Consider the following 21,968-nt stretch of genomic DNA (forward strand, 5'->3'; position numbering starts at 1 on the left):
ACCGGCGCCGCGCTTCGGATTAGACAAACCGGACCTTGCCGATATAGGGCAAGTTGCGATTGCGTTGCGCGTAATCGATGCCATAGCCGACGACAAATTCATCAGGGATTTCAAACCCGGTCCAGGTGGCTTTGATGTCGACCTCGCGTCGGGTTGGCTTGTCGAGCAGGGCGATGGTTTTAAGCGTGCGCGGCTCGCGGGAGGCCAGCAATGTCGTCACATGGTTCAACGTGTGGCCGGTATCGACGATGTCTTCGACCACCAGCACATCGCGGCCGCCAATCTCTCCACGCAGGTCTTTCAATATTCGAACCTCACGTGAACTTTCCGTGCTGTTCCCATAGGAGGACGCTTCCAGAAAGTCGATTTCGACTGGCAAATCCAGCTCGCGGACCAGATCGGCGATAAAGACAAAGCTGCCCCGGAGAAGTCCGACAAGGATCAGTTTGTCGGTCCCGGCAAACTCCGCCTCGATCTCGCGCGCTAAGTCTTCGATCCGCGCCGCAATCGCCTTGGCCGAGATCATCATGTCGATTTCATAGGCCCGCTGCGCCATTCTGCCCCCGCCTCATGGCTTGATTTCTGCGCCGAACTCTACGACATGACGCCGACGAAAAGAAAGTTAAAAGCCACAGATGCCAAGCCATTCCGAGACCCGCCAACTGCCCTATAGCGCCGATCAGATGTATGCGTTGGTGGCCGATGTGGCCAAGTATCCAGAGTTCATCCCCTGGACAACGGCGGCCCGTATCCGATCCGTTTCACCGCTGACCGACGGCACGGGCGAGGTGATGCTCGCCGATTTGGTGGTTGGCTTTAAGATGTTCCGCGAACGGTTTGGGTCCAAGGTCACGCTGAGGCCCGAGATTCGCCGGATCGATACCGAATATATCGACGGCCCGTTTAAGCACATGATGTCTTGCTGGCGCTTCGCCGACTCTGATGGCGGGTGCGAGGTGCATTTTGAGGTCGATTTCGAGTTTAAGAACCGGCTGCTGCAAGGCGCGGCAGGGATGTTTTTCCATGAAGCGATGACTCGAATCGTGCGCGCATTTGAGACCCGCGCGGCTGAGATTTACGGGGCCGGATGATCGCGGGTCACGACCTCGAGAACAAGGGCGAGCGCATGGGTCACGCTCGCGGCACGCACTTCGGCGCGACCCAAAGCCCCGAAGTCGACCTGTTCGGTTGTGACACTGGTGCTCGTCGCCAAACCAAAGCAGACGCGCCCTTCGGGCTTATGATCTGAGCCGCCGGGCCCGGCGATGCCCGTGACTGAAATCGCTACATCGGCGCTGGACCGCGCCAATGCGCCAGTCGCCATCTCGGCCGCCACCTGCTCCGAAACGGCGCCGAAGCGGTCGAGCGTGCCAGGGCGCACCCCCAACATCTCGATCTTCGCGCGATTGGAATAGGTCACAAAGCCCCGGTCCAGGACGGCCGAAGAGCCGGCGATATCGGTGATCGCGCCCGCGATCAGCCCGCCGGTGCAACTTTCGGCGGTGGCCAGCATCCACCCGCGCGCCTTGAACGCTTGGAGGACCGCCTCCGCGCTCATATCAGCGCCAGGTGGGCCACCGCTGCCAGAACGGCGACCACCAGGGCCGACAACCAGCCTGCGATGACATCATCAAGCATTACGCCGGTCGGCCCTTCAAGGCCATCCGCCCATCCGACGGGGCCGGGTTTGAGAATATCGAACAATCGGAAAACCACGAAGGCGGTCAGAATCCCGGGCCAGAGCTGCAGCATATCGACATTCGCGAACATCGCCCCGAAGGAGACCGGCCAAAGCGCGATCCATTGGCCCGCAACTTCGTCAATCACGATCTCGGATGGATCTTGGTCTTCTTGGCCCACAATTTCTTGCTGCGTCGCCCACCAGCCCAGGCCGGTAACGATGATCGTGGATAAGAAGAAAAGCCAGAACCCACCTAAGAGATGAAGACCATAGGCCAGCGGAAGGGCGGCCAAGCTGCCCCAGGTGCCGGGGGCGGGGCGGAGATGGCCAATGCCAAAAACGGTCGCGATCATCCGGGTCATGTCGCCACCAAGGTTACGGTTGCCATGGCTGCAATTCCTTCTTCACGCCCGGTAAACCCGAGCCCTTCCGATGTGGTGGCCTTGACCGATACCCGCTCCAGATCCACGCGCAAGAGCCGCGCCAATTCGGTCCGCATCTCCGTTGCATGAGGCCCGATCTTGGGCCGTTCGCAGATTAGGGTCAGATCGGCATGGGTCAACGTGAAGCCCCTCGCGGCGGCCATTTCAACCGCATGGGTCAGAAAAACATGGCTCGCCACGCCCTTCCATTGCGGATCGGAAGGCGGGAAATGCGTACCGATATCGCCCTCGGCCAGCGCGCCATAGATCGCGTCGGTCACAGTGTGGAGCGCCACATCGGCATCGGAATGGCCTTGCAAGCCGCGTTCATGCGGCACAGCGATGCCGCAGAGCATGACGTGATCGCCCAGGCCGAACCGGTGCACATCGAAGCCATTGCCGGTGCGAATATCCATGGGCGGCGTCTCCATCATCTTTGCGGCACGGGCGAAATCTTCGGGGCGGGTGAGCTTCAGGTTCGCCTCATCGCCGGGCGTGATCGCCACACGCAAGCCAGAGGCGCGCACAACCTCCACATCATCGGCGGCGCCGCCCGGATGGGCGGCATGGGCGGCCAAGATGGCGGCGCGGCGAAAGCCTTGCGGGGTCTGGGCGCGCCAAAGCCCGGTGCGATCTTCGGTCCCGTCCACTTCGGTTGCGCCGCGCCAGAGCGCATCTGTCACCGCAAGGCCCGGTGCGGCCCCATCATGATCGACAAGGGCGGTCAGCACGCCATCAATGACCGCCGCGCTGACCAGGGGCCGGGCCGCGTCATGGATCAGAACCAGATCATAGCCGGCGGCCGCGAGACCGGCCTGGACCGAGGCATCCCGAGTTGCACCGCCGAGCACATCGACGAGTGGCGTCTCGGTCTCTGGGCAGGCGGCCTCGAACAATGCGCCGTCATCCGCGTGTCTGACGACGATGATCTCTGCGACGGCAGGATGGCGATCAAAGGCGCGGATCGTGCGGGCTAGAACAGCTTCGCCACGCAACGCTTTGTATTGTTTTGGGATTTCTCCGCCAACCCGTGTGCCGCGCCCGGCCGCGACGAGCACGGCACTGGCAGTTGGTCGGGGCGGGTTTGAGGCGGAATCCGTCATGCAAGTCTGATAGGGCGAAAGCCTCTACGATACAATATTCGTAACCACGCTGGCCAATCCTGCGGCGCAATGCCTAATTTTTAGGCAGGTATCGGCAAGCTATGGCAGAGCCGCAGTGTTTTCTTTGCCCTCGCGGCGAGGTCGCCCTATTTCAGAAGCTGATTGCACAAGGATTGAGCATTTGACCGTTTCCCTGGCAGGCCGGGCATTGTGCCCCCCGGTAATCTTGGCCCCTTTGGCCGGGATCACAGACCTGCCGTTTCGTAATTTGGTCCAAGGTTTTGGGGCCGGGCTTGTGGTCTCGGAAATGGTCGCGAGCCAGGAGATGGTCGAGGCAAAGGCTAGCGTTCGGGCGCGGGCCGAGCTTGGCTTTGGTCAGGCCAATACCGCCGTGCAACTGGCCGGTCGTGAGGCGTTCTGGATGGCCGAGGCGGCGCGGATTGCCGAGGGGCAGGGGGCGCAGATCGTCGATATCAATATGGGATGCCCGGCCAAGAAAGTCGTGAATGGCTATTCCGGGTCCGCATTGATGCGCGATTTGGATCATGCGGTCGGGTTGATCGAAGCGGTGGTTGGCGCCGTCGAGGTTCCGGTCACGCTCAAAACCCGCTTGGGCTGGGACGATGAGTGTCTGAACGCGCCGGAACTGGCGCGGCGCGCCGAGGCCGCTGGCATTCAGATGATCACGATCCATGGTCGCACCCGGTGCCAGTTTTACAAAGGCGAGGCAGATTGGGCCGCAATCCGCGCGGTGAAAGATGCCGTCTCGATCCCGGTGATTGCCAATGGCGACATTCTGGACAGCGCCACGGCGCGGACGGCGCTGGCGGCCTCCGGGGCCGATGGCGTGATGGTGGGCCGGGGCGCACAGGGGCGGCCCTGGCAATTGGCGCTGATTGGCGCGGAGTTGTTTGGGAACGCCGCGCCAACGATCCCGCAGGGCGCGGAGTTGGTTGATATGGTGCTGGGTCATTATGATGAGATGCTGCGGTTCTATGGCATTGATCTGGGCCTGCGCGTCGCACGAAAACATCTCGGTTGGTATATGGACGGGGTCGAGACATCGGCCCCCTTGCGCCGGTCCATCTTGACGGCGCAGGACCCACGCGATGTGATTGCGCGCTTGCCCGAGGCGATACTATCGGATCCCGCGAGGCAGGCCGCATGACCGCCTGGACCAATTCGCTTTGGGCATCCCTTCCGATCCCGGCTTTGATTTTGGACGCCGACGATCAGATCGGGGACGTGAACCCGGCCGCCGAAAGCTTTCTCAATACGTCGCGGAAGAACCTCAAGGGCCACCCGGTCTGGGACAAGATCTTTGTCGATGCGCCTTTGGAAGACGCTTTTGCGCGGGTCCGAAGCGGCCAGGCACCGCTCTTTGTGAATACGGTCGATGTCGGAACCGGCAGCAAGAAGCCAGTCAATTGCGACGTGCAAATCGCGCCTCTGGTTGACCGTCCAGACCATGTGCTGGTGCTTTTGGAGAGCCGCGAACTGGCGGGGCGGCTTGACCGCGCGATGTCGTCGAAATCCGCGGCGAAATCGGCGATCGGCATGGCCGAAATGCTGGCCCATGAGATCAAGAACCCGCTGGCCGGGATCACCGGGGCCGCACAACTGATCTCGATGCACACGACCGGTGAAGACCGGGAATTGACCGATCTGATCGTGGCCGAGACGCGGCGTATCTTGAAACTGCTTGACCAGGTGGAGGAGTTCGGCAATCTCAGCCCACCCAACCGCAGGCCCGTGAATATCCATGATGTGCTCGACCGGGCGCGCAAATCGGCAATGGTTGGGTTCGCGGCGCATATGACGCTGGAAGATGAGTATGATCCGTCGCTGCCTCCGGCCTGGGCGGACCCGGACCAACTTCAGCAAGTCTTTCAGAACCTCCTTAAAAACGCGGCGCAAGCGTGCAAGTCTGGCGGCACGCTGAAACTGCGCAGCTTTTATGAACTGAGCCTGAAGGTTCGGCGCAAGGATGGCTCTGGCGGGGCCGTGCCTTTGCAAGTTGAGATTATCGATGACGGCCCAGGCATTCCGGAGGCCGTCGCCGCCGATATCTTTGAGCCGTTCGTATCGGGCCGAGAAAACGGCACCGGGCTTGGCCTCGCTCTGGTCTCTAAAATCATTGCCGATCACGATGGTTGGATCGCGGTTGAGTCGGTTCCCGGCCGCACCGTGTTTCGCGTGTCCCTTCCCATTGCGCCGAAAGACAGCGCCCCATGACCCCTGCAGGAGAGTAACGAAATGGACGGCACCGTTCTTGTCGCCGATGATGATCGCACCATCCGCACCGTGTTGACGCAGGCGTTGACCCGCGCCGGGTGCAAGGTCCATGCGACGTCCAGCTTGATGACGCTCATGCGGTGGGTCGACGAGGGCAAAGGCGATCTGGTGATCTCGGATGTGATGATGCCCGATGGTAATGGGCTGGACACACTGCCGCAGATCACCGAGCAGCGGCCGGGCCTGCCGGTGATCATCATCTCGGCGCAGAACACAATCATGACCGCGATCCAGGCGACCGAAGCCGAAGCCTATGATTATCTGCCGAAACCCTTCGATTTGCCGGATCTGATGAAACGCGCGGCGCGTGCGCTGGATCAGAAGCGCCGCGCGCCCGCGGCAAAGCCAACCGAAGCGCCAACCGGCGGGCAAGACGACTTGCCTTTGGTCGGGCGGACGGCGGTGATGCAGGCGCTTTATCGGCTGGTCGCGCGGGTGATGAACACCGAACTGCCGGTCTTGATCACCGGCGAAAGCGGCACGGGCAAAAGCCTGATTGCCCGCGCGATCCATGATTTCTCGGACCGGCGAACCCTACCATTTGTCGTCGCCGCGGCGGCGGATCTGGACGGCATAGATGGCCCGTCATCTATCTTGGCCAGGGCGCGCGGCGGGTCGATCTTGTTCGATGAAGTCGGCGATCTTAACGAAGAGGCGCAGGCCAAGATCGTGCGCATGCTGGACGCGATGGGCGATGGCGCGCCGCGGGTGATGGCCACAAGCCAAAAAGACCTGATGGAGAAGATGGAGAGCGGCGCGTTTCGCCAAGATCTGTTCTATCGCCTCGGCGGCGTCACGATCACGGTGCCCAGTTTGCGCGAGCGGGTGGAGGACATTCCGCTTCTGGTCACGCATTTCCTTGCCCGTGCGGAACGAGAGGGCGGGCCGATCCGTCGCCTGGCCCCGGATGCGGTGGATTTGGTGCGCGCCTATTCCTGGCCCGGAAATGTACGGCAGCTTGAAAACTGCATTCTCCGGTTGACGATCACGAGCCAGGTCGAAGAGATCACCAAGGCCGAGGTTGAGGCGGTTTTGGGCAACCAGCCCGCCATTGAGCCGCTCATGGGTGGTGGCGAGGGTGACAAGCTCTCAGCCTCGGTCGCCAAACATTTGCGGCGCTATTTCGATCTGCATGGCGGGGTCCTGCCACCGCCGGGTCTCTACACCCGGATTTTGCGCGAGGTTGAAGCGCCGCTGATCGAGATTGCGTTGGAGGCGACCGGCGGAAATCAGGCGAAATGCGCCGATCTTCTCGGCATCAATCGCAATACGCTCAGAAAGAAGATCACCGACCTGGATATTCGCGTGACACGCCGCCGCAAGTTGATGTAAAACCGCAACAGTGCCGTGGCGAAAGGGAAACATCCGCGCCCGGGATTTCAAGGTTTAGCGGCGGGGCGATGTTTTGGCCCCAGATAAAGGGGGGCTTGAGCGGTGCGGTTACCCGCGAATGGGGCGGCAAAATCCCCCATCACCAGGCTGTTAGACCTGCGCCAGCGCCGTCGGCTGCGCAGTGCGGGTACGCTTGGGTTGGTGATTTTGGGGCCCGTTCTGGCGCTCGCCACCTTCCTGGTTTTGGGCCCGTTGGGCGAGGTGGCCGATTCCCCCGCGCTACGCCTGATCCTTCTGGCCAATATGGTCTATATCTTGGTCGTCGCGGCGCTTGTCTCGCGCCAGGTCGCCCGGATGGTGGCTGCGCGCCGGGCGCGTTCTGCCGGGTCGCGGCTGCATTTGCGGCTGACCGGTGTTTTTGCGCTGGTGGCCTTATCGCCGACAATCCTGGTCGCGGTTTTCGCAACGATCACGGTGAATATGGGGTTGGAAGGGTGGTTCTCGGAGCGCGTGTCCTCCGCCCTTGGCAATTCTGTCGATGCGGCCGAAGCGTATCAGCAGGAACATCGGGATGACCTGGCCGCCGATGCGGTCGCGCTGGCCGCGTATCTGAACCTGAACCGGCAGGCGACGCCGTTCATGTCGGATGGCACATTGGGTCAATTTCTGCGTCAGGGGCAATCGCGCATCCAGCGCGGGCTGCGCGAGGCCTTCGTTGTCGATGGCGGCGGTGAGTTACGGGTCCGCGGCGAGCGGAGTTACCTGTTCGATTTCGAGCAGCCGAACCCGGACGATCTGGCCCGCGCCGCGGAAGGAGAGCTCGTCATCATCGAAGACCGAACCGTCAATGAATTTCGCGCACTTCTGCGACTCACCGCGTTTGTCGATCGCTACCTCTATGTGAGCCGTGAGGTCGACGGGCAGATCATTTCGCTTCTCGATGATACGCAACAGACCGTGCAGCTTTATCGCCAGTTGGAAAGCGAGCGGGGCCGGGTCCTGTTCGGATTTGGCCTGCTATATCTGGGCTTTGCGTTGATTATCATTCTTGCGGCAATCTGGCTTGGGCTGTGGTTCGCCGAGCGGTTATCGCGCCCCGTCGGGCGGCTTGCCAGCGCCGCGCAACGGGTTGGGCAGGGGGATTTGGATGTCCGCGTGGTTGAGGAACGCGGCGACGATGAGATCGCGATGTTAGGGCGACTGTTCAACCAGATGACCCGGCAGCTCAAGGGACAGCGCGATACGCTGGTTGAGCAGAACAGCGCGACCGAGGAAAGCCGCCGGTTGTTTGATAGCGTGCTGTCATCGGTCACCGCGGGTGTGATCGGGCTTGACGCGCAAGGCCGGGTTGATTTCATGAATCGCTCGGCCCTGCGGCTCTTGGACATGGTGGAACAACGCGATCACGGGCTGACCCTGTCCATCGCGGTGCCGGAATTTGCTGATCTGTTACGCCGACTACAAGACCGAGGTGGGGAGGCAATCCAAGAAGAAATCAAACTGGCCCGAGGCGGCAAACTTGAGAGCTTACTGGTCAGAATGGCGACGCGGCGCAACACCGACGGCGCGCTGGAAGGCTATGTGGTGGCCTTTGATGATGTGACCGATCTGGTCAGCGCGCAAAGGATGGCCGCATGGGGCGATGTTGCGCGACGGATCGCGCATGAGATAAAAAACCCGCTGACTCCGATACAGCTTTCGGCAGAACGCGTACGGCGGAAGTTCGGCCCAAAACTGGGGGAGGATGCCGGTGATCTTGAGCAATATACAGACGTGATTATTCGCCAGACCAATGACTTACGGCGCATTGTTGATGAATTCTCCAAATTCGCCCGCATGCCGGAGCCGGAAACCCGCACCGAAGATGTCGCCAAACTGCTGCGCGACGCCGTGACCTTGCAGAAAGCCGGTCAGCCCAATGTACGGTTTGAGGTCGAGATTCCGGAAGGAGCTTTCGTTGCGGAAGTCGATGCGACGATGATGGGTCAGGCCTTCACAAATTTAATGAAGAATGGCGGAGAAGCCACGGAAACATTTATAGAAAAAGGTGCGCCCAAGGACTATCAACCGCGTTTGCGTGTGACACTGTCCGCCACCGAAGAAGAGCTGATGATAACCATCAGCGATAACGGCGTCGGCTTGCCACCGGACCGGGCAAAACTGTTCGAGCCTTATGTCACAACACGCGACAAGGGCACCGGGCTCGGCCTGCCAATAGTGAAAAAGATTGTCGAAGAGCATCGCGGCGTTTTGGAGCTGCTGGACGCGGAACCCTTTGCCGAGGGCGCCCATCGTGGCGCTATGGCGAAGATCGTCCTGCCGCGTCATTTGGATAAAGAGGAAGAGAAATAATGTCTGATATTCTGGTTGTCGATGACGAGCGCGATATCCGCGAGTTGATCTGCGATATTCTCGAAGACGAAGGGTATTCCACCCGGATGGCCGCCAATTCCGATGAGTGTATGGCGGAGTTGAATGGCGAGCCCCCCGGCCTGATGGTGCTCGATATCTGGCTGAAAGACAGCAACATGGATGGGATCGACATTCTCAAACATGTGAAACGTGATAACCCAGATGTGCCGGTGGTGATCATTTCGGGCCATGGCAATATCGAGATCGCCGTCGCGGCAATCAAACAGGGCGCGTATGATTTCATCGAAAAGCCCTTCAATATCGACCAATTGATGGTCGTGATCCGCCGGGCGATGGAGACCTCGCGGCTGCGGCGGGAAAACTCCGCCTTGCGTCGTCAGGATGGCAAAGCGGCCGAGATGATCGGGCAGGGCGCGGCGTTCAAAGCTCTCAAAGGTCAGCTTGATAAGGTCACCAAATCCAACGGTCGGGTGATGTTGGCCGGGCCAGCGGGCGCGGGCAAAGAAGTGGCCGCGCGCTATATCCACAGCGAGTCGAACCGGGCCGATGCGCCCTTCGTCACGGTCAGTTCCGCCTCGATCCAGCCGGACCATATGGAAGAAGTCTTGTTTGGCCGCGAATCCGGTGAGCGCGGGGTGGAGCAGGGCTTGTTGGAACAGGCCCATGGCGGGGTGATCTATTTCGATGAAGTCGCCGATATGCCGCTTGGGACGCAGTCAAAAATCCTGCGCGTCTTGGTCGATCAAAGCTTCACCCGTGTCGGCGGTACCGCCAAAGTGCGTGTCGATCTGCGGGTGATTTCCTCAACAACCCGGGATCTGCAGAATGAGATCGATGCCGGCAATTTCCGAGAAGAGCTTTATCACCGGCTAAACGTGGTGCCAATCGACGTGCCGAGCTTGGAAGACCGGCGCGAGGATATCCCCTTGTTGGCAGAGTATTTTATAGCTCAGTTCAATGCGGATCAGGGGCTGCCGCTCCGCGATTTGGGCGAGGATGCGGAAGCGATGCTGCAAACCATGCGCTGGCCCGGCAATGTGCGGCAGTTGAAAAACGTCATCGAGCGGGTGCTGATCCTTGGCGATGGCACGGGACCGATAGAGGCGCGCGATCTGCCGGGGCAGGGCGACGGGCCGACTGAAGAAGAGGATATCGCACTGTCGGCCGGGCTGACGACCTTGCCGCTCCGCGAAGCGCGCGAGTTGTTTGAACGGCACTACCTGATGGCGCAGATCAATCGGTTTGGTGGCAATATCTCTCGCACGGCCAGCTTCGTCGGCATGGAGCGGAGCGCACTGCACCGGAAACTGAAATCGCTTGGCGTCGTGACGACCAACAAGTCGGGTGCGCGGGTCGCCCAAGTTGAAGAAAGCTAGCTCGGGTTCAGCACCAAGGCGCCGATGCCCTGCCGGTTGACCACACAGGTCTCGGAGGTCAGCGTCGGCATCACCGTGGACGCGGCCACCGGACCATCGAGGTTGCACACTGGCAGCGACAGAAGCGTATAGCCCCGCCCGCCCATGCAGCCGACCACAGCACGCGCGCGCGGGTTGCGGTTCAGGTCGACCGTATAGGTTTCACCACCGGTCCAATATCCCGGCTCCAAAACGCAGTTTCCATTGCTGTCGCACACCTGGCGACCGGGGTGAAATACCCGGGGCGTGCGCCGGATGTCGCGCAAAACAGGATAGTCCTGCATCGCTTGGCGTTCGCAAATCGCAATGTCGCGGTCTCGCGTGGCGATGCTGACCCCTTCGGCATAATAGGTGTCGATTGCGAAGCAGCCTGAGAGCGCCAAGACCATACCAAAGCCAATCGCCAAACGCATCTTGTCACCCCGTTTCAAATGATACGCGAAGTCTATGCCCTGCCATGCATGTTATTCAATGACCGGCCCCTTACGCAGGCATCAATTGACGCCGCGCGCCCGGCATGCCATGCAGAGCGTCTCTGATCGGACCCTCAAAGGCAAAGGCACATGAAGGTCATCATTTGCGGCGCGGGCCAAGTTGGCTGGCAAATCGCGCGCCATCTTTCCGGCGAAAACAACGATGTGACGGTGGTTGATAACAACCCCGATCTGGTGCGCCGCGCGACGGACACGCTCGATGTGCAGGGGTTGACCGGCCATGCGTCTTATCCCGATGTGCTGGACCGGGCGGGCGCGCGCGACGCTGATATGATCATCGCGGCGACCTTCTCGGACGAGGTGAACATGGTCACCTGTCAGGTGGCGCATTCGGTGTTTTCGGTGCCCCGCAAGATCGCGCGCTTGAGGGCGCAGAGCTATCTGAACGCAATCTACTCAGATTTGTATCGCCGCGATCACTTGCCAATCGATGTGGTGATCAGCCCCGAGAAAGAGGTCGCTGAGGCGGCGCTTCGTCGGCTGGCCTCGCCCGCCACCTTTGACACTGAGAGTTTTTTGGGCGGTGACGCGCAGATGTTGGGCATTCAGCTTGATGAAGACTGCCCGGTGCTGAACACGCCGCTGCGGCAACTCTCGGAGCTGTTCTCGACGCTGCGCGCGATTGTGGTGGGCATCCGCCGAGAGGGCGCGCTGTTCTCGCCGGAGCCCGGCGATCAGCTTTATGCGGGCGACCAGATCTATGTCTTCACCCATGCGATGGACAGCGATCGGACGCTGGAGATTTTCGGCAAAGAGGCCAAACGCCAGGAGCGGGTGGTGATCATCGGCGGCGGTAATGTCGGCCTGGCCGTGGCGCAGAAATTAGAACGCGGCGCCAATCGTGTGCGCACCAAAATGGTCGAGATGAGCCGAGCCAATGCCGAACGGGCCGCGGATGCGCTGGAGCGGACGATTGTGCTGCATGGCGATGGTCTCGACATGGATATCCTGCAAGAGGCGGGCGTCGACCGCGCCGACACGGTGCTCTGCGTCACGGATGATGACAAAACCAACCTTCTTGCTTCGGTCCGCGCGAAGACCGCGGGTGCGCGTGTGGCTGTGGCACTGGTCAATGACCCGACGCTGGTACCGCTGATGAGTCCGCTTGGCATCGATGCCTATGTGAACCCGCGCAGCACAACGGTCAGCTCTATCCTGCGCCATATCCGTCATGGCCGGGTGCGCGGTGTTTATTCCATCGGCGATGCCGAGGCCGAGGTGATCGAGGCGCAGGTACTGTCGACCTCGCCCATCGCGGGCAAGACGGTGCGGGATATCGATTTCCCGGAAGGCGTTTTGATCGGCGCTGTGCAAAAGGGCGGTAAGGTCGTGCGGCCATCCGGCTCGACCAAGATCGAAGAGGGCGACGCCATCGCGATCTTTGCGATGGCCGATGACGTACCGGGCGTGGAAACGCTTCTGCAAGTTTCTATCGATTTCTTCTGACGCGATGAGCGGCTATTTCTCTCGCCTGCCGCTGATTGTTGTGCTCATGGGGGTGAGCGCGCTGGCGATGATGTTGCCCGCTGCGGTGGCCTCCGCGTTGGATGATCACCTTATTGCACGGGTCTTTTTCTATTCCTCGCTTCTGTTTTTGATCCTTACCGGGCTGATTGGATTTGCTACGCAAACCCTGCCAGCGGTTACCTCGCCTCGGGCGCATTTGGTGGCACTTCTGGCGGCCTATCTGCTGTTGCCGCTGATCCTCGCGTTTCCGTTTGCGGAGGCGGTGGGCAACACACGCTATATCAATGCCTATCTCGAAATGGTCTCGAGCCTGACCACCACGGGCGCGAGTTTTTTCGAACCAGAGCGGCTTACCCCGGCGGTGCATCTTTGGCGCGGCCTTGTGGGGTGGATGGGGGGATTTCTGATCTGGGTGACGGCGGTCGCGGTGTTGGCGCCGTTGAATTTGGGCGGCTATGAGGTGACCTCGGAAGCGGTGAGCCTTGACCGTGTGCAATCCGGGTCAGGCCAAATGCAGGCAGCCACACCGGCCGAACGGCTAACCCGACATGCGGCCCGTCTGGCCCCGGTTTATCTGTCTTTGACCATGGCGCTTTGGATCGGGTTGTTGGTGTCGGGAGAGATGCCGCTGACCGCATTGATACATGCGATGTCCACTTTGGCAACCTCGGGGATCAGCCCGACAGGTGGGCTTGAAGGGCGGCCAAGCGGGGTCGCGGGGGAGGTGTTGATCTTCCTATTCTTCATTTTTGCCGTGTCGCGACGGTCCTTTACCTCCGGTTTTTCAAGTGAAACCGCAAAGCGGCTGGCGAAAGATCGGGAGCTGCGACTGGCGCTTTTTGCCGTCATCGTGCTCCCAACCTTGCTCTTCGCGCGGCATTGGTTGGGCGCGCTTGAGGTCGATGAACTGGCCAATGTCGAAGGGGCGATGACCGCGCTCTGGGGCAGCGTTTTCACGGTGCTGTCGTTTCTCACAACGACCGGATTCGTCTCGGAGAGTTGGGTCGAGGCGCGGGCCTGGTCTGGCCTACCGACGCCTGGATTGGTCCTGATCGGTTTGGTTTTGATGGGCGGCGGTGTTGCGACAACAGCCGGCGGCGTGAAGCTGTTGCGCGTCTACGCGCTCTATAAACACGGCACGCGGGAGATGGAGAAGCTGTTGCACCCGCATTCTGTGGCCGGTGCGGGCCGCTTGGGCCGCCGTATCCGACGCGAAGGGGCGTATATCGCCTGGATTTTCTTCATGCTGTTCATCCTGTCGATGGCCGTGATCATGGCCGCCCTGGCGCTCACCGGATTGAGCTTTGAGGCCGCGTTGGTCTTGGCCGTCTCGGCGCTGACCACGACGGGGCCCCTGGCCGCCGTCGCGGCAGAAATACCAATCTCCTATATCGGGCTCAGCGATGCGGCGAAGTTGATCCTGGCCGGGGCGATGATTGTGGGCCGTCTTGAAACACTGGTTCTTTTGGCGCTGATCAACCCGGGATATTGGCGGGCGTGATGCATTTGCAGCAACGCCATTCTAATGCGCTGGAATCGGGGTGGAATTCCGCCGCACTTGCCCCCATACTCCGCTTCGTCTGCTCACAGACTGTCAATTTCAAAGACAGCACCAACGACAAGGCAAGTTTCTAAATGGCCGAAAACAAGCAAAATCTGCAGGACGCGTTTCTTAACCACGTCCGCAAAACAAAGGTCCCGGTCACGATTTTCCTGATCAACGGCGTCAAGCTGCAGGGTGTGATCACCTGGTTCGACAATTTTTGCGTGTTGCTTCGCCGCGACGGACAGTCGCAGCTGGTGTATAAACACGCGATCTCGACGGTGATGCCGGCGCAACCGATCAATCTCTATGATGGGGAAGAGTGAGCGAGACTCCGCTGGCATCTGATGGTGGCGGTCCGGCTATGCGGGCCGTAGTCCTTCACCCCGATATACAGACCGACCGCACCCGCCACGCTGCTGAGCCAGCGTTGGAAGAGGCTGTTGCGTTGGCAGCGGCTTTGCCTGAGCTTGAGGTGGTCGGTGCTGAGGTCGTGCGCCTGCCGAAGGCGCAACCTGGAATGTTGTTCGGATCGGGTAAGATCGCCGAGCTCGGTCAGATGATCGAGGCGGCGGAGGCTGGCCTGGTCTTGATCGATGGGCCGGTCACCCCGGTCCAGCAACGGAATCTTGAGAAAAAATGGGGCGTGAAGCTTCTTGATCGCACCGGCCTGATCCTGGAGATTTTCGCGGATCGTGCCCGAACCCGCGAAGGCGTATTGCAGGTCGAGTTGGCCGCGCTCTCTTATCAACGCACCCGATTGGTCCGCGCCTGGACCCACTTGGAGCGCCAGCGGGGCGGCCTGGGGTTTGTCGGTGGCCCCGGTGAAACCCAGATCGAGGCTGACCGGCGCGCCATCGATGACGCGGTCACCCGCATCCGCCGGCAATTGGCGAAAGTCGTGAAGACGCGTGCCCTGCACCGGGCTGCGCGTAAGAAAGTCCCTTATCCCGTGGTCGCATTGGTGGGCTATACCAACGCGGGCAAATCGACCTTGTTCAACCGGCTGACCGGGGCGGAGGTCATGGCAAAAGACATGCTTTTCGCGACGCTTGATCCGACCATGCGGGCTGTCGCCTTGCCCGATGGGACAGAGGTGATCTTGTCCGACACGGTGGGGTTCATCAGCGATTTGCCAACCCAACTGGTCGCGGCGTTCCGGGCAACCTTGGAAGAGGTGTTGGACGCGGATCTGATCGTCCATGTCCGCGACATCGCACATCCGGAAACGGAAGCGCAGGCGGCGGATGTGGCGGCTATTCTGACCGATCTGGGCGTCGAAGACGGCGCGCCAATGATCGAGGTTCGGAACAAATCAGACCAGTTGCCGCCGGAACGGGCTGCCGAGTTAACCCAAATCGCCGCGCGGAGGGACAATACCCATGTGATCTCCGCACTGACAGGGCAGGGGATGGACTCGCTCCTGACCGAGATCGCGAAAAACGTATCGCCGCCACGACACATGAGTGAGTTGGACCTACCGCATAGCGACGGCCGCAAACGTGCCTGGCTCTACAATCAGGGGGTGGTCGAGGCCGAAGAGCAAAGAGATCAAGCGGCCCATTTCGTCGTCCAATGGACCGCCCGACAGGAAAAGGCGTTTCGTCAGCTTTGAGTCCAAAGAGTTTGATACTGCAGGGCGTTCGAAAGTCGGCCAATGGAGCGTTGGCAAGCCAGATCGTTAGCGCGCTAGATCACTACAACGAAAGGCGATCTCAAAATATGCAATGGCTCCTTCAGGATTTTGAAGACACCCGAAAGCTAGCGGAGGCGTTGGACGAGCTTGGCATACCTTTTACTTGGCACAAAGTTGTGCCGTTCATTGGTGAGCTAGAACCAGCGCCGGCGATTACAGACTCTAGCAGCGTAGTAATGTTTGGTTCATATACACTATGGCGATACGCCCATAGCCATGGCTTGAAGCCGGGCGTCTTCATGATACGGCCATTCGTTCGAGAAGATGCATGGCACCCTTTTCTCTTGAACGGTGCCGATGCACTCTTCATGAGGTTACGCGACATATCGCAAAAACTGCCTAACGATCCCAAGCTGTGGTTTATGCGTCCAGTCGAAGACAGCAAGGAAGAGCCGGGTAAGGTATTGTCGAACCAAGAGGTAATTGCGCTGGCTGAAAAGGTGCTCGCTCTTGACGAAGTGGAGATACCGCAAGGGTCGCTACGACATGATACGGAGCTTATGTTCACCAAGCCAGTACGCATTCTGAAAGAGTGGCGGCTCTGGGTTGTTAACGATGAAATCGTGACCTATTCACTCTACAAAGAAGGGTCTCGCGTCGTTTATCGTCACGAGTTAGACGAGGACGCCTTGGCGTTCGGCGAACAACTTGTAAATGCAAACCCTAGCTATTCGCCGGCATATGTCGTTGATATCTGCCGCACAGACGACGGTTTGAAGATGCTCGAAACGAACTGTATCAACGCAGCAGGCTTTTACGCGGCTGAACTTCACAGACTCGCTTCCGCGATAGATAAGATGAACGTGCCGGTTGATTAGATAGTGCCGACATTCGTAGCCTCGGAGCATTCCCTGCTCTTGCTAAATCCGGATCAAGCGACATTGGGATGTATTCGCCGCGTCGCCAGAGCTCGCCCAAATCGTCGTAATACGGGCTGAGCGGGTGGCCGGATTGGCCGGTGGCGATGACGAAGACGGAGCTGTCGGGATCGGCGAAGTCGTAGACGCCGCGATAGCCCGCGGAATGGGTGTTCAGGAACGGGTCGGGCAGGGTGCCCGGCGTTGCGGCGCGTTGAAGGGTGAAGTCTCCGCCGGAGGTGGGTTGGCGGATATTGACGACCCAGGAGAAGAGGGCCGTATCGCCTAAAACCTGATGGTCGTGCTGCGCCTCATGTGCCGCGCCCCATCGCCAGCTTTCCACCCCCGCGCCATAGCGCTCTTCAAGCCATTGCAGCGCGTCATCGAGCGCCAGGCGAGCGATGTCGGTACAGGTTTCAACCGCCGTCGACGGGCGCACATCGCACCAGATTGCCGCGCCATCCACCACCAACGCGCCTGGCTCTACAATCAGAGAATGTCGAAGCCGAAGATCAAAGAGAGCAAGTAGCCCATTTCATCGTCTAGTGGACCGCTCGGCAGGAAGCAGTACAGCGCAACCTGAGCCCAAATCCCGCTTGCTCATCATCCATCCCATGCCCGATCTTTATCAGTCCTTGGGGGAGTGCGATGTTCTAGCTTTGTGAACATAACATCGTTTTTCGCATAATCAATATTATGTAAAATATATGCTCGCCAAGCCTTTGATTTGTTGGATAGCATCGGAAGCTGCGTCGACCATATCCGTTTGACAAGCCACAGGCGCTCTCCCGACGGATGCGCTTGTCTCGACATCAGAGGGTTTCCCGTCATATAACACTGCGAACATTGGGGAATATGATGAGAATTCTGGTCTTGAACGGACCCAATCTGAACCTCTTGGGTCAGCGGGAACCGGACATCTATGGCGCCGCAAGCCTGGCTGACATTGAGGCCAGCTGTACTGCGGCGGCGCAAGACATAGGTGTGGAGATTGGCTTCGCCCAATCTAATCACGAAGGTGCCTTGGTTGATGCGATCCAGGATGCGCGTGGCAACTATGATGGCATCGTTCTAAACGCCGCCGCGTATACACACAGTTCGATCGCCATCCGCGATGCGATTGGTGCGACCGCCCTACCCGTCTTGGAGCTTCATCTCAGCAATACACACGCGCGGGAAAGCTTTCGCCATGTGTCGATGATTGCGCCGGTCTGTATTGGCGTTATCGCCGGTCTTGGTGCGGCCGGGTATCCGCTGGCTATTCGGGCAATGTCCGATCATCTTGGCTTGCGCCAATGAAGCGGCTGAAGCCCTATCTGGCCATGCGCTCGGTCGAGGAGTTGTGGACTCATCATACCGAAACCATGGCTGGCTTTGGCTTCGATCGATTGTTTTATGCCTATAGCGCGTTTCGCAACCTCAAGACGCTCGGCAACCCAGATGACGCGCTGGTATTGACCAATCATCCGGCTGATTACGTTGAAGATTATGTCAATAAGGGCTTGTTCCGGGACGGCCCCATGATGCGGTGGGCCTCCAGGAATGTCGGCGCGGTGAGTTGGCGACAGGTCCGAGAAAGCCTGATCGGGCGCGACATGACCGCAGGAGAGCGCCATGTGGCCGCGCTCAACAAGCGTTTTGGGTTGGTTGCGGGCTATACCATCAGCTTTCCGATGGCGATCAAGCACGCCAGTGCGGGTATTGGCCTCACCGCGCGGGCGGGTCTGGACCAGGACGATATCGATGCGATCTGGGCGCGCGACGGCGAGTTGATCGAGATCATCAATCATGTCGCGCATCTGTGCATTTCGCAGCTGCCCGCGACGGGACAAAGCCGGATGCTCACTCGCCGACAGACCGAAGTTCTAGAACTGGTCGCCGATGGCAAAACGATCCAGGACATTGCGCTTCTATTGGAGCGAAACTCTGCCACGGTGGAAAAACACTTGCGTGGTGCGCGTGATACACTTGGCGTCGAGACGACTGCACAAGCGGTGCGTAAGGCCTCGATTCTAAACCAGATATTCTTGATCGAGCCGTCTCGCCCTGCCCCGGATCAGGCCGTGCCGCTGAACATCTGAGCGGCCCAAGACATCAAAATTTTACCAAAAGGTATGGAATCCCGTACTTTCGGGCTTCGACAGAATGCCGCAAGGTAAACCTGTTCCGTGAGTGATGGCTGTTTTGGCCAGGAACACTGGAAACGGGGGTTCTTTCAAACCTCACGCCCACCCGGGAAACCGGTTGATCGTGTCGTCGGGCTGATAGTCACCCGATGGCACGTTCGCTTTCAGCGCTGCGCACCATCCCCAATGGCGCGCGCTGGAATAAAAGAACGGCGCTGCCCCGTCCCTGGGCAGCGCCGTTTCTGTTTTTAATCAAACCGTTGAAAGACGATATTCAACCGCCAGCAGCGGTTTTTGCCACTTCAGCAGCAAAGTCTTCCTCGACCTTTTCGATGCCTTCGCCAACCTCAAGCCGGACAAAGCCCGTGATCTCGACACCGGCCTCTTTGGCTGCGGCGCCGACCGTCAAATCGGGGTTCACAACGAAAGCTTGGTTCAGAAGCGTGACTTCCGAGAGGAATTTCTTCATCCGTCCGACGATCATCTTCTCGATCACCGCTTCCGGCTTGCCGCTTTCGCGCGCGATATCCATCTGGACCTGCTTTTCTTTCTCAACGAAAGCCGGATCCAGATCATCTTCGCTGAGCGAGGCGGGGTTCACAGCCGCAACATGCATCGCGACCTGACGCGCGAACCCTTCGTCGCCGCCATTCATCGCCACAAGAACGCCGATCTTGCCCATACCGTCCGCAGCGGCGTTGTGCACGTAAGACACAACCTTGTCGCCCGAGAGCTTCGCCATCCGGCGCAGCGCCATGTTCTCGCCAACGGTGGCGATTTTGGCGGTGACGGTTTCCTCGACGGTCTTGCCGCCCATATCCGCCGCCTTCAGCGTGTCCAAATCGGCGACGCTGGTCGCAACGGCGGCAATACCGCCCACCATCTCTTGGAATTCGGCGTTCTTGGCAACGAAATCGGTCTCGGAGTTAACCTCAACGGCAACACCCGTGCCGCCATCAACCGCGACGGCAACCAAGCCCTCGGCGGCGGTGCGGCCGGATTTCTTGGCAGCTTTCGCCAAGCCCTTGGTGCGCAGCCAGTCGACGGCGGCTTCCATGTCGCCATCGGTTTCGGTCAGTGCTTTCTTTGCGTCCATCATGCCTGCGCCCGTGCTGTCGCGCAGTTCTTTCACCAGTGCAGCGGTAATCGCCATGGGAGTGATCTCCTGATCTTGTCGTAATACGGCGTATGGGCCGGGCGTACCCGGCCCTGATGTCAGTAACGTGACGGCTTAGCCCTGAGCTTCTTCTGCCGGAGCCTCTGCATCTGCGGCGGGGGCCTCTTCTGCAGCAGCCTCTTCAGCAGGCGCTTCTTCCGCCAAAGCCTCTTCAACCGAGCCCTGCTCCAACGCACCCAAGTCCACACCGGCGCCTTCCATCTGGGCGGTCATCCCGTCCAGAGCGGCCCGGCTGACCAAGTCGCAGTAAAGCGCGATGGCGCGAGCGGCGTCGTCATTGCCTGGGATGATGTAATCCACACCATCCGGCGAGCAGTTGGTGTCAACCACAGCCACAACCGGAATGCCGAGCTTCTTGGCTTCGGCAATTGCCAGGTCTTCTTTGTTCACATCGATGACAAAGATCAGGTCCGGCAGGCCGCCCATTTCGCGGATGCCACCAAGCGACGCCTGCAGCTTGGCCTGGTCGCGTTCCATGCCAAGACGCTCTTTCTTGGTCAGACCCTCGGTGCCCTGCTCCATCGCCTCGTCGATCTGCTTCAGACGGCTGATCGAGTTCGACACAGTTTTCCAGTTGGTCAGCGTGCCGCCCAACCAGCGGTGGTTCATGTAGAACTGCGCGCAGCGTTCGGCAGCTTCGGCCACAGGTTTTTGCGCCTGACGTTTGGTGCCAACGAACAGAACCCGGCCACCTTTGGCGACGGTTTCGCGCACGGCATTCAGCGCCGCGTCGAGCATCGGAACGGTCTGAGTCAGGTCGAGAATGTGGATCCCATTACGATCGCCATAGATGAACTCGCCCATGCGGGGGTTCCAGCGTTGCGTTTGGTGACCAAAGTGAACGCCAGCTTCCAAGAGCTGACGCATGGAGAAATCAGGGAGCGCCATGTCCAAATATCCTTTTCCGGTTTGCGCCTCGGCGAAGGAATAGGACGGATGTCCAACCGGTGGACCTTTCAGGGATGTCTCCCCCGAGGGCCCGCCTTCGCCTGTGAAGTGCGCGCGATTTAGGGCAAGCCCGGGGAATATGCAAGCCCCTGCCCCAAGCCTGATCTATTATCTGGGGTCTTGTGCCCCGGGCCGCGCACCGTATGACAGGGGGATGAGCCAGAAACCTGACATCCTCTGCATTGGCAGCGTGCTTTGGGACATGATCGGTCGGTCTGAGCTGCCGATGGTGGCGGGGAACGATAAACCTGGGCGGATCACGCGCATCCCCGGTGGTGTCGCGCTCAACATCGCGATGACCTTGGCGCGGTTCGATTTGGATGCGGCCCTGTTGTCGGTTGTCGGGCAAGACCCGGACGGCACGGCGCTTCTGGCGAAATGCGGACAGTTGGGGTTGATCACCGAACATATGCTGATCGATCCAGAGCTGCCGACAGATCAATATATGGCGATTGAGGCGCAAGGGTCTTTGATCGCCGCGATCGCGGATGCGCATTCGCTGGAGGCCGCGGGAGAGCGGATTCTGGCGCCGCTGTCAGACGGACGTTTGGGCCGAGAAGATGCGCCATGGGACGGGTTGATCGCCCTCGACGGCAATCTGACCGAGGCGCTCCTGGCGCGGATCGCCGCCAGCCGCCTGTTCCGTGCGGCCGATATCCGGCTTGCGCCGGCCTCGCCGGGCAAGGCCGAACGCCTGCGCCCCCTGTTGCCGCATGAAGGCACGACGATCTATGTTAATTGTGAAGAAGCCGGGCTGATCACCGGCACGACACCGGCCAGCGCTGAAGAAGGTGCCGAAGCCCTGCTTCGTGCCGGCGCGCGACGGGTCCTGGTGACGCAAGGTGCAGATGCCGCGGTGGACGCGACATCGGATCAGATGATCACACGGCACCCGCCGAAGATCACGCCGAAGCGGATTACCGGGGCGGGCGACACGTTCATGGCGGCCCATATCGCGGCAGAGGCGCGGGGCGCGTCGCGGGATGTGGCACTCGACACCGCTTTGATGGCGGCAGCAAACTATGTGGCAGGATGAATA

General features: G+C 60.0%; 21 protein-coding genes and 1 pseudogene. 14 read left to right on the plus strand and 8 right to left on the minus strand.

Going from position 1 to position 21,968, the window contains the following annotated elements:
- Positions 1 to 19: 19 nt before the first annotated feature.
- Positions 20 to 556 carry a hypoxanthine phosphoribosyltransferase gene (gene hpt, locus GTF44_RS09315; protein WP_145208946.1) on the minus strand — a complete coding sequence of 179 codons (537 nt, stop codon included), beginning with the start codon at positions 554 to 556 and terminating at the stop codon, positions 20 to 22.
- 79 nt (positions 557 to 635) lie between these two features.
- Here hpt and GTF44_RS09320 point away from each other — a divergent pair, with 79 nt between their 5' ends.
- A complete protein-coding gene (locus GTF44_RS09320) occupies positions 636 to 1,091 on the plus strand; it encodes a type II toxin-antitoxin system RatA family toxin (RefSeq protein ID WP_171560719.1) in 456 nt (151 codons plus the stop codon).
- Here the strand turns inward: GTF44_RS09320 and GTF44_RS09325 are convergent.
- The 3 genes from GTF44_RS09325 to GTF44_RS09335 are packed head-to-tail and all read right to left on the minus strand — an operon-like array spanning position 1,076 to position 3,206.
- On the minus strand, positions 1,076 to 1,558 hold the full coding sequence (locus GTF44_RS09325) for a CinA family protein (RefSeq protein WP_171560717.1): 483 nt from the start codon (positions 1,556 to 1,558) through the stop codon (positions 1,076 to 1,078). The genes GTF44_RS09320 and GTF44_RS09325 overlap by 16 nt on opposite strands.
- The gene (locus tag GTF44_RS09330) at positions 1,555 to 2,043 is read right to left on the minus strand and encodes a phosphatidylglycerophosphatase A (protein WP_171560715.1); all 489 of its coding nucleotides are present in this window, start codon (positions 2,041 to 2,043) and stop codon (positions 1,555 to 1,557) included. Before GTF44_RS09330 ends, GTF44_RS09325 begins: the two co-directional genes overlap by 4 nt.
- A complete protein-coding gene (locus tag GTF44_RS09335; protein ID WP_171560713.1) occupies positions 2,040 to 3,206 on the minus strand; it encodes a bifunctional 2-C-methyl-D-erythritol 4-phosphate cytidylyltransferase/2-C-methyl-D-erythritol 2,4-cyclodiphosphate synthase in 1,167 nt (388 codons plus the stop codon). The genes GTF44_RS09330 and GTF44_RS09335 overlap by 4 nt, the downstream gene beginning before the upstream one ends.
- Before the next feature lie 181 nt (positions 3,207 to 3,387).
- Here GTF44_RS09335 and dusB point away from each other — a divergent pair, with 181 nt between their 5' ends.
- The 5 genes from dusB to GTF44_RS09360 all read left to right on the plus strand — a co-directional run bounded on the left by dusB (position 3,388) and on the right by GTF44_RS09360 (position 10,582).
- Positions 3,388 to 4,374, plus strand: coding sequence for a tRNA dihydrouridine synthase DusB (gene dusB / locus GTF44_RS09340; RefSeq protein WP_171560710.1), 987 nt, complete (start codon positions 3,388 to 3,390; stop codon positions 4,372 to 4,374).
- Entirely contained in the window at positions 4,371 to 5,441 is a 1,071-nt protein-coding gene (locus tag GTF44_RS09345; RefSeq protein ID WP_171560708.1) for a nitrogen regulation protein NR(II), read from the plus strand. The genes dusB and GTF44_RS09345 overlap by 4 nt, the downstream gene beginning before the upstream one ends.
- A 21-nt stretch (positions 5,442 to 5,462) precedes the next feature.
- The gene (locus GTF44_RS09350; RefSeq protein ID WP_171560705.1) at positions 5,463 to 6,833 is read left to right on the plus strand and encodes a sigma-54 dependent transcriptional regulator; all 1,371 of its coding nucleotides are present in this window, start codon (positions 5,463 to 5,465) and stop codon (positions 6,831 to 6,833) included.
- 102 nt (positions 6,834 to 6,935) lie between these two features.
- Positions 6,936 to 9,185 carry an ATP-binding protein gene (locus GTF44_RS09355; protein ID WP_367383396.1) on the plus strand — a complete coding sequence of 750 codons (2,250 nt, stop codon included), beginning with the start codon at positions 6,936 to 6,938 and terminating at the stop codon, positions 9,183 to 9,185.
- Positions 9,185 to 10,582: a sigma-54 dependent transcriptional regulator gene (locus GTF44_RS09360; RefSeq protein WP_171560702.1), complete on the plus strand. Its 1,398-nt coding sequence runs from the start codon at positions 9,185 to 9,187 to the stop codon at positions 10,580 to 10,582. Before GTF44_RS09355 ends, GTF44_RS09360 begins: the two co-directional genes overlap by 1 nt.
- On the opposite strand, the gene GTF44_RS09365 is transcribed toward GTF44_RS09360, so the two are convergent.
- On the minus strand, positions 10,579 to 11,034 hold the full coding sequence (locus GTF44_RS09365) for a hypothetical protein (protein WP_171560699.1): 456 nt from the start codon (positions 11,032 to 11,034) through the stop codon (positions 10,579 to 10,581). The two genes, GTF44_RS09360 and GTF44_RS09365, sit on opposite strands and share 4 nt — an antisense overlap.
- Before the next feature lie 150 nt (positions 11,035 to 11,184).
- On the opposite strand from GTF44_RS09365, the gene trkA reads away from it, so the two are divergent.
- From trkA to GTF44_RS09390, 5 genes are all read left to right on the plus strand, one after another.
- Positions 11,185 to 12,561, plus strand: coding sequence for a Trk system potassium transporter TrkA (gene trkA, locus GTF44_RS09370; protein ID WP_171560696.1), 1,377 nt, complete (start codon positions 11,185 to 11,187; stop codon positions 12,559 to 12,561).
- Entirely contained in the window at positions 12,509 to 14,083 is a 1,575-nt protein-coding gene (locus tag GTF44_RS09375; protein WP_367383463.1) for a TrkH family potassium uptake protein, read from the plus strand. Before trkA ends, GTF44_RS09375 begins: the two co-directional genes overlap by 53 nt.
- Before the next feature lie 134 nt (positions 14,084 to 14,217).
- Positions 14,218 to 14,451, plus strand: coding sequence for an RNA chaperone Hfq (gene hfq, locus GTF44_RS09380; protein ID WP_025312876.1), 234 nt, complete (start codon positions 14,218 to 14,220; stop codon positions 14,449 to 14,451).
- A gap of 38 nt (positions 14,452 to 14,489) precedes the next feature.
- Positions 14,490 to 15,740: a GTPase HflX gene (gene hflX / locus GTF44_RS09385; RefSeq protein ID WP_171560693.1), complete on the plus strand. Its 1,251-nt coding sequence runs from the start codon at positions 14,490 to 14,492 to the stop codon at positions 15,738 to 15,740.
- Positions 15,741 to 15,790: 50 nt separating this feature from the next.
- Positions 15,791 to 16,639 (plus strand): ATP-grasp domain-containing protein, encoded by an 849-nt coding sequence (locus tag GTF44_RS09390; protein WP_253261261.1) that lies wholly within the window; start codon positions 15,791 to 15,793, stop codon positions 16,637 to 16,639.
- Between the two features lie 34 nt (positions 16,640 to 16,673).
- Here GTF44_RS09390 and GTF44_RS09395 read toward each other — a convergent pair.
- Positions 16,674 to 17,144 (minus strand): annotated as a pseudogene (locus GTF44_RS09395) (penicillin acylase family protein); the annotation flags it as partial.
- 389 nt (positions 17,145 to 17,533) lie between these two features.
- On the opposite strand from GTF44_RS09395, the gene aroQ reads away from it, so the two are divergent.
- Together aroQ and GTF44_RS09405 are read left to right on the plus strand one after the other, a co-directional pair.
- The gene (aroQ, locus tag GTF44_RS09400) at positions 17,534 to 17,977 is read left to right on the plus strand and encodes a type II 3-dehydroquinate dehydratase (protein ID WP_171559661.1); all 444 of its coding nucleotides are present in this window, start codon (positions 17,534 to 17,536) and stop codon (positions 17,975 to 17,977) included.
- Entirely contained in the window at positions 17,974 to 18,759 is a 786-nt protein-coding gene (locus GTF44_RS09405) for a LuxR family transcriptional regulator (RefSeq protein WP_171559664.1), read from the plus strand. Before aroQ ends, GTF44_RS09405 begins: the two co-directional genes overlap by 4 nt.
- A gap of 319 nt (positions 18,760 to 19,078) precedes the next feature.
- On the opposite strand, the gene tsf is transcribed toward GTF44_RS09405, so the two are convergent.
- On the minus strand, positions 19,079 to 19,957 hold the full coding sequence (gene tsf / locus GTF44_RS09410; protein WP_171559667.1) for a translation elongation factor Ts: 879 nt from the start codon (positions 19,955 to 19,957) through the stop codon (positions 19,079 to 19,081).
- A 78-nt stretch (positions 19,958 to 20,035) separates the two neighbouring features.
- Positions 20,036 to 20,869, minus strand: coding sequence for a 30S ribosomal protein S2 (rpsB, locus tag GTF44_RS09415; protein WP_145208886.1), 834 nt, complete (start codon positions 20,867 to 20,869; stop codon positions 20,036 to 20,038).
- A gap of 214 nt (positions 20,870 to 21,083) precedes the next feature.
- On the opposite strand from rpsB, the gene GTF44_RS09420 reads away from it, so the two are divergent.
- Entirely contained in the window at positions 21,084 to 21,965 is an 882-nt protein-coding gene (locus GTF44_RS09420) for a PfkB family carbohydrate kinase (protein ID WP_171559669.1), read from the plus strand.
- Positions 21,966 to 21,968: the final 3 nt, after the last annotated feature.

The organism is Roseobacter sp. HKCCD6576-2 (assembly GCF_013179285.1).
Classification (GTDB): domain Bacteria; phylum Pseudomonadota; class Alphaproteobacteria; order Rhodobacterales; family Rhodobacteraceae; genus Rhodophyticola; species Rhodophyticola oceani.

Bases quoted from the DNA above. Each gene is read 5' to 3' on its own strand.
- GTF44_RS09320 (WP_171560719.1), top strand. From the start codon at position 636: ATGCCAAGCCATTCCGAGACCCGCCAACTGCCCTATAGCGCCGATCAG.
- hflX (WP_171560693.1), top strand. From the start codon at position 14,490: ATGCGGGCCGTAGTCCTTCACCCCGATATACAGACCGACCGCACCCGC.
- tsf (WP_171559667.1), bottom strand. From the start codon at position 19,957: ATGGCGATTACCGCTGCACTGGTGAAAGAACTGCGCGACAGCACGGGC.
- GTF44_RS09360 (WP_171560702.1), top strand. From the start codon at position 9,185: ATGTCTGATATTCTGGTTGTCGATGACGAGCGCGATATCCGCGAGTTG.
- trkA (WP_171560696.1), top strand. From the start codon at position 11,185: ATGAAGGTCATCATTTGCGGCGCGGGCCAAGTTGGCTGGCAAATCGCG.
- hpt (WP_145208946.1), bottom strand. From the start codon at position 556: ATGGCGCAGCGGGCCTATGAAATCGACATGATGATCTCGGCCAAGGCG.
- GTF44_RS09350 (WP_171560705.1), top strand. From the start codon at position 5,463: ATGGACGGCACCGTTCTTGTCGCCGATGATGATCGCACCATCCGCACC.
- rpsB (WP_145208886.1), bottom strand. From the start codon at position 20,869: ATGGCGCTCCCTGATTTCTCCATGCGTCAGCTCTTGGAAGCTGGCGTT.
- hfq (WP_025312876.1), top strand. From the start codon at position 14,218: ATGGCCGAAAACAAGCAAAATCTGCAGGACGCGTTTCTTAACCACGTC.
- GTF44_RS09375 (WP_367383463.1), top strand. From the start codon at position 12,509: ATGACGTACCGGGCGTGGAAACGCTTCTGCAAGTTTCTATCGATTTCT.
- aroQ (WP_171559661.1), top strand. From the start codon at position 17,534: ATGATGAGAATTCTGGTCTTGAACGGACCCAATCTGAACCTCTTGGGT.
- GTF44_RS09330 (WP_171560715.1), bottom strand. From the start codon at position 2,043: ATGACCCGGATGATCGCGACCGTTTTTGGCATTGGCCATCTCCGCCCC.
- GTF44_RS09345 (WP_171560708.1), top strand. From the start codon at position 4,371: ATGACCGCCTGGACCAATTCGCTTTGGGCATCCCTTCCGATCCCGGCT.
- GTF44_RS09420 (WP_171559669.1), top strand. From the start codon at position 21,084: ATGAGCCAGAAACCTGACATCCTCTGCATTGGCAGCGTGCTTTGGGAC.
- GTF44_RS09325 (WP_171560717.1), bottom strand. From the start codon at position 1,558: ATGAGCGCGGAGGCGGTCCTCCAAGCGTTCAAGGCGCGCGGGTGGATG.
- GTF44_RS09335 (WP_171560713.1), bottom strand. From the start codon at position 3,206: ATGACGGATTCCGCCTCAAACCCGCCCCGACCAACTGCCAGTGCCGTG.
- GTF44_RS09365 (WP_171560699.1), bottom strand. From the start codon at position 11,034: ATGCGTTTGGCGATTGGCTTTGGTATGGTCTTGGCGCTCTCAGGCTGC.
- GTF44_RS09405 (WP_171559664.1), top strand. From the start codon at position 17,974: ATGAAGCGGCTGAAGCCCTATCTGGCCATGCGCTCGGTCGAGGAGTTG.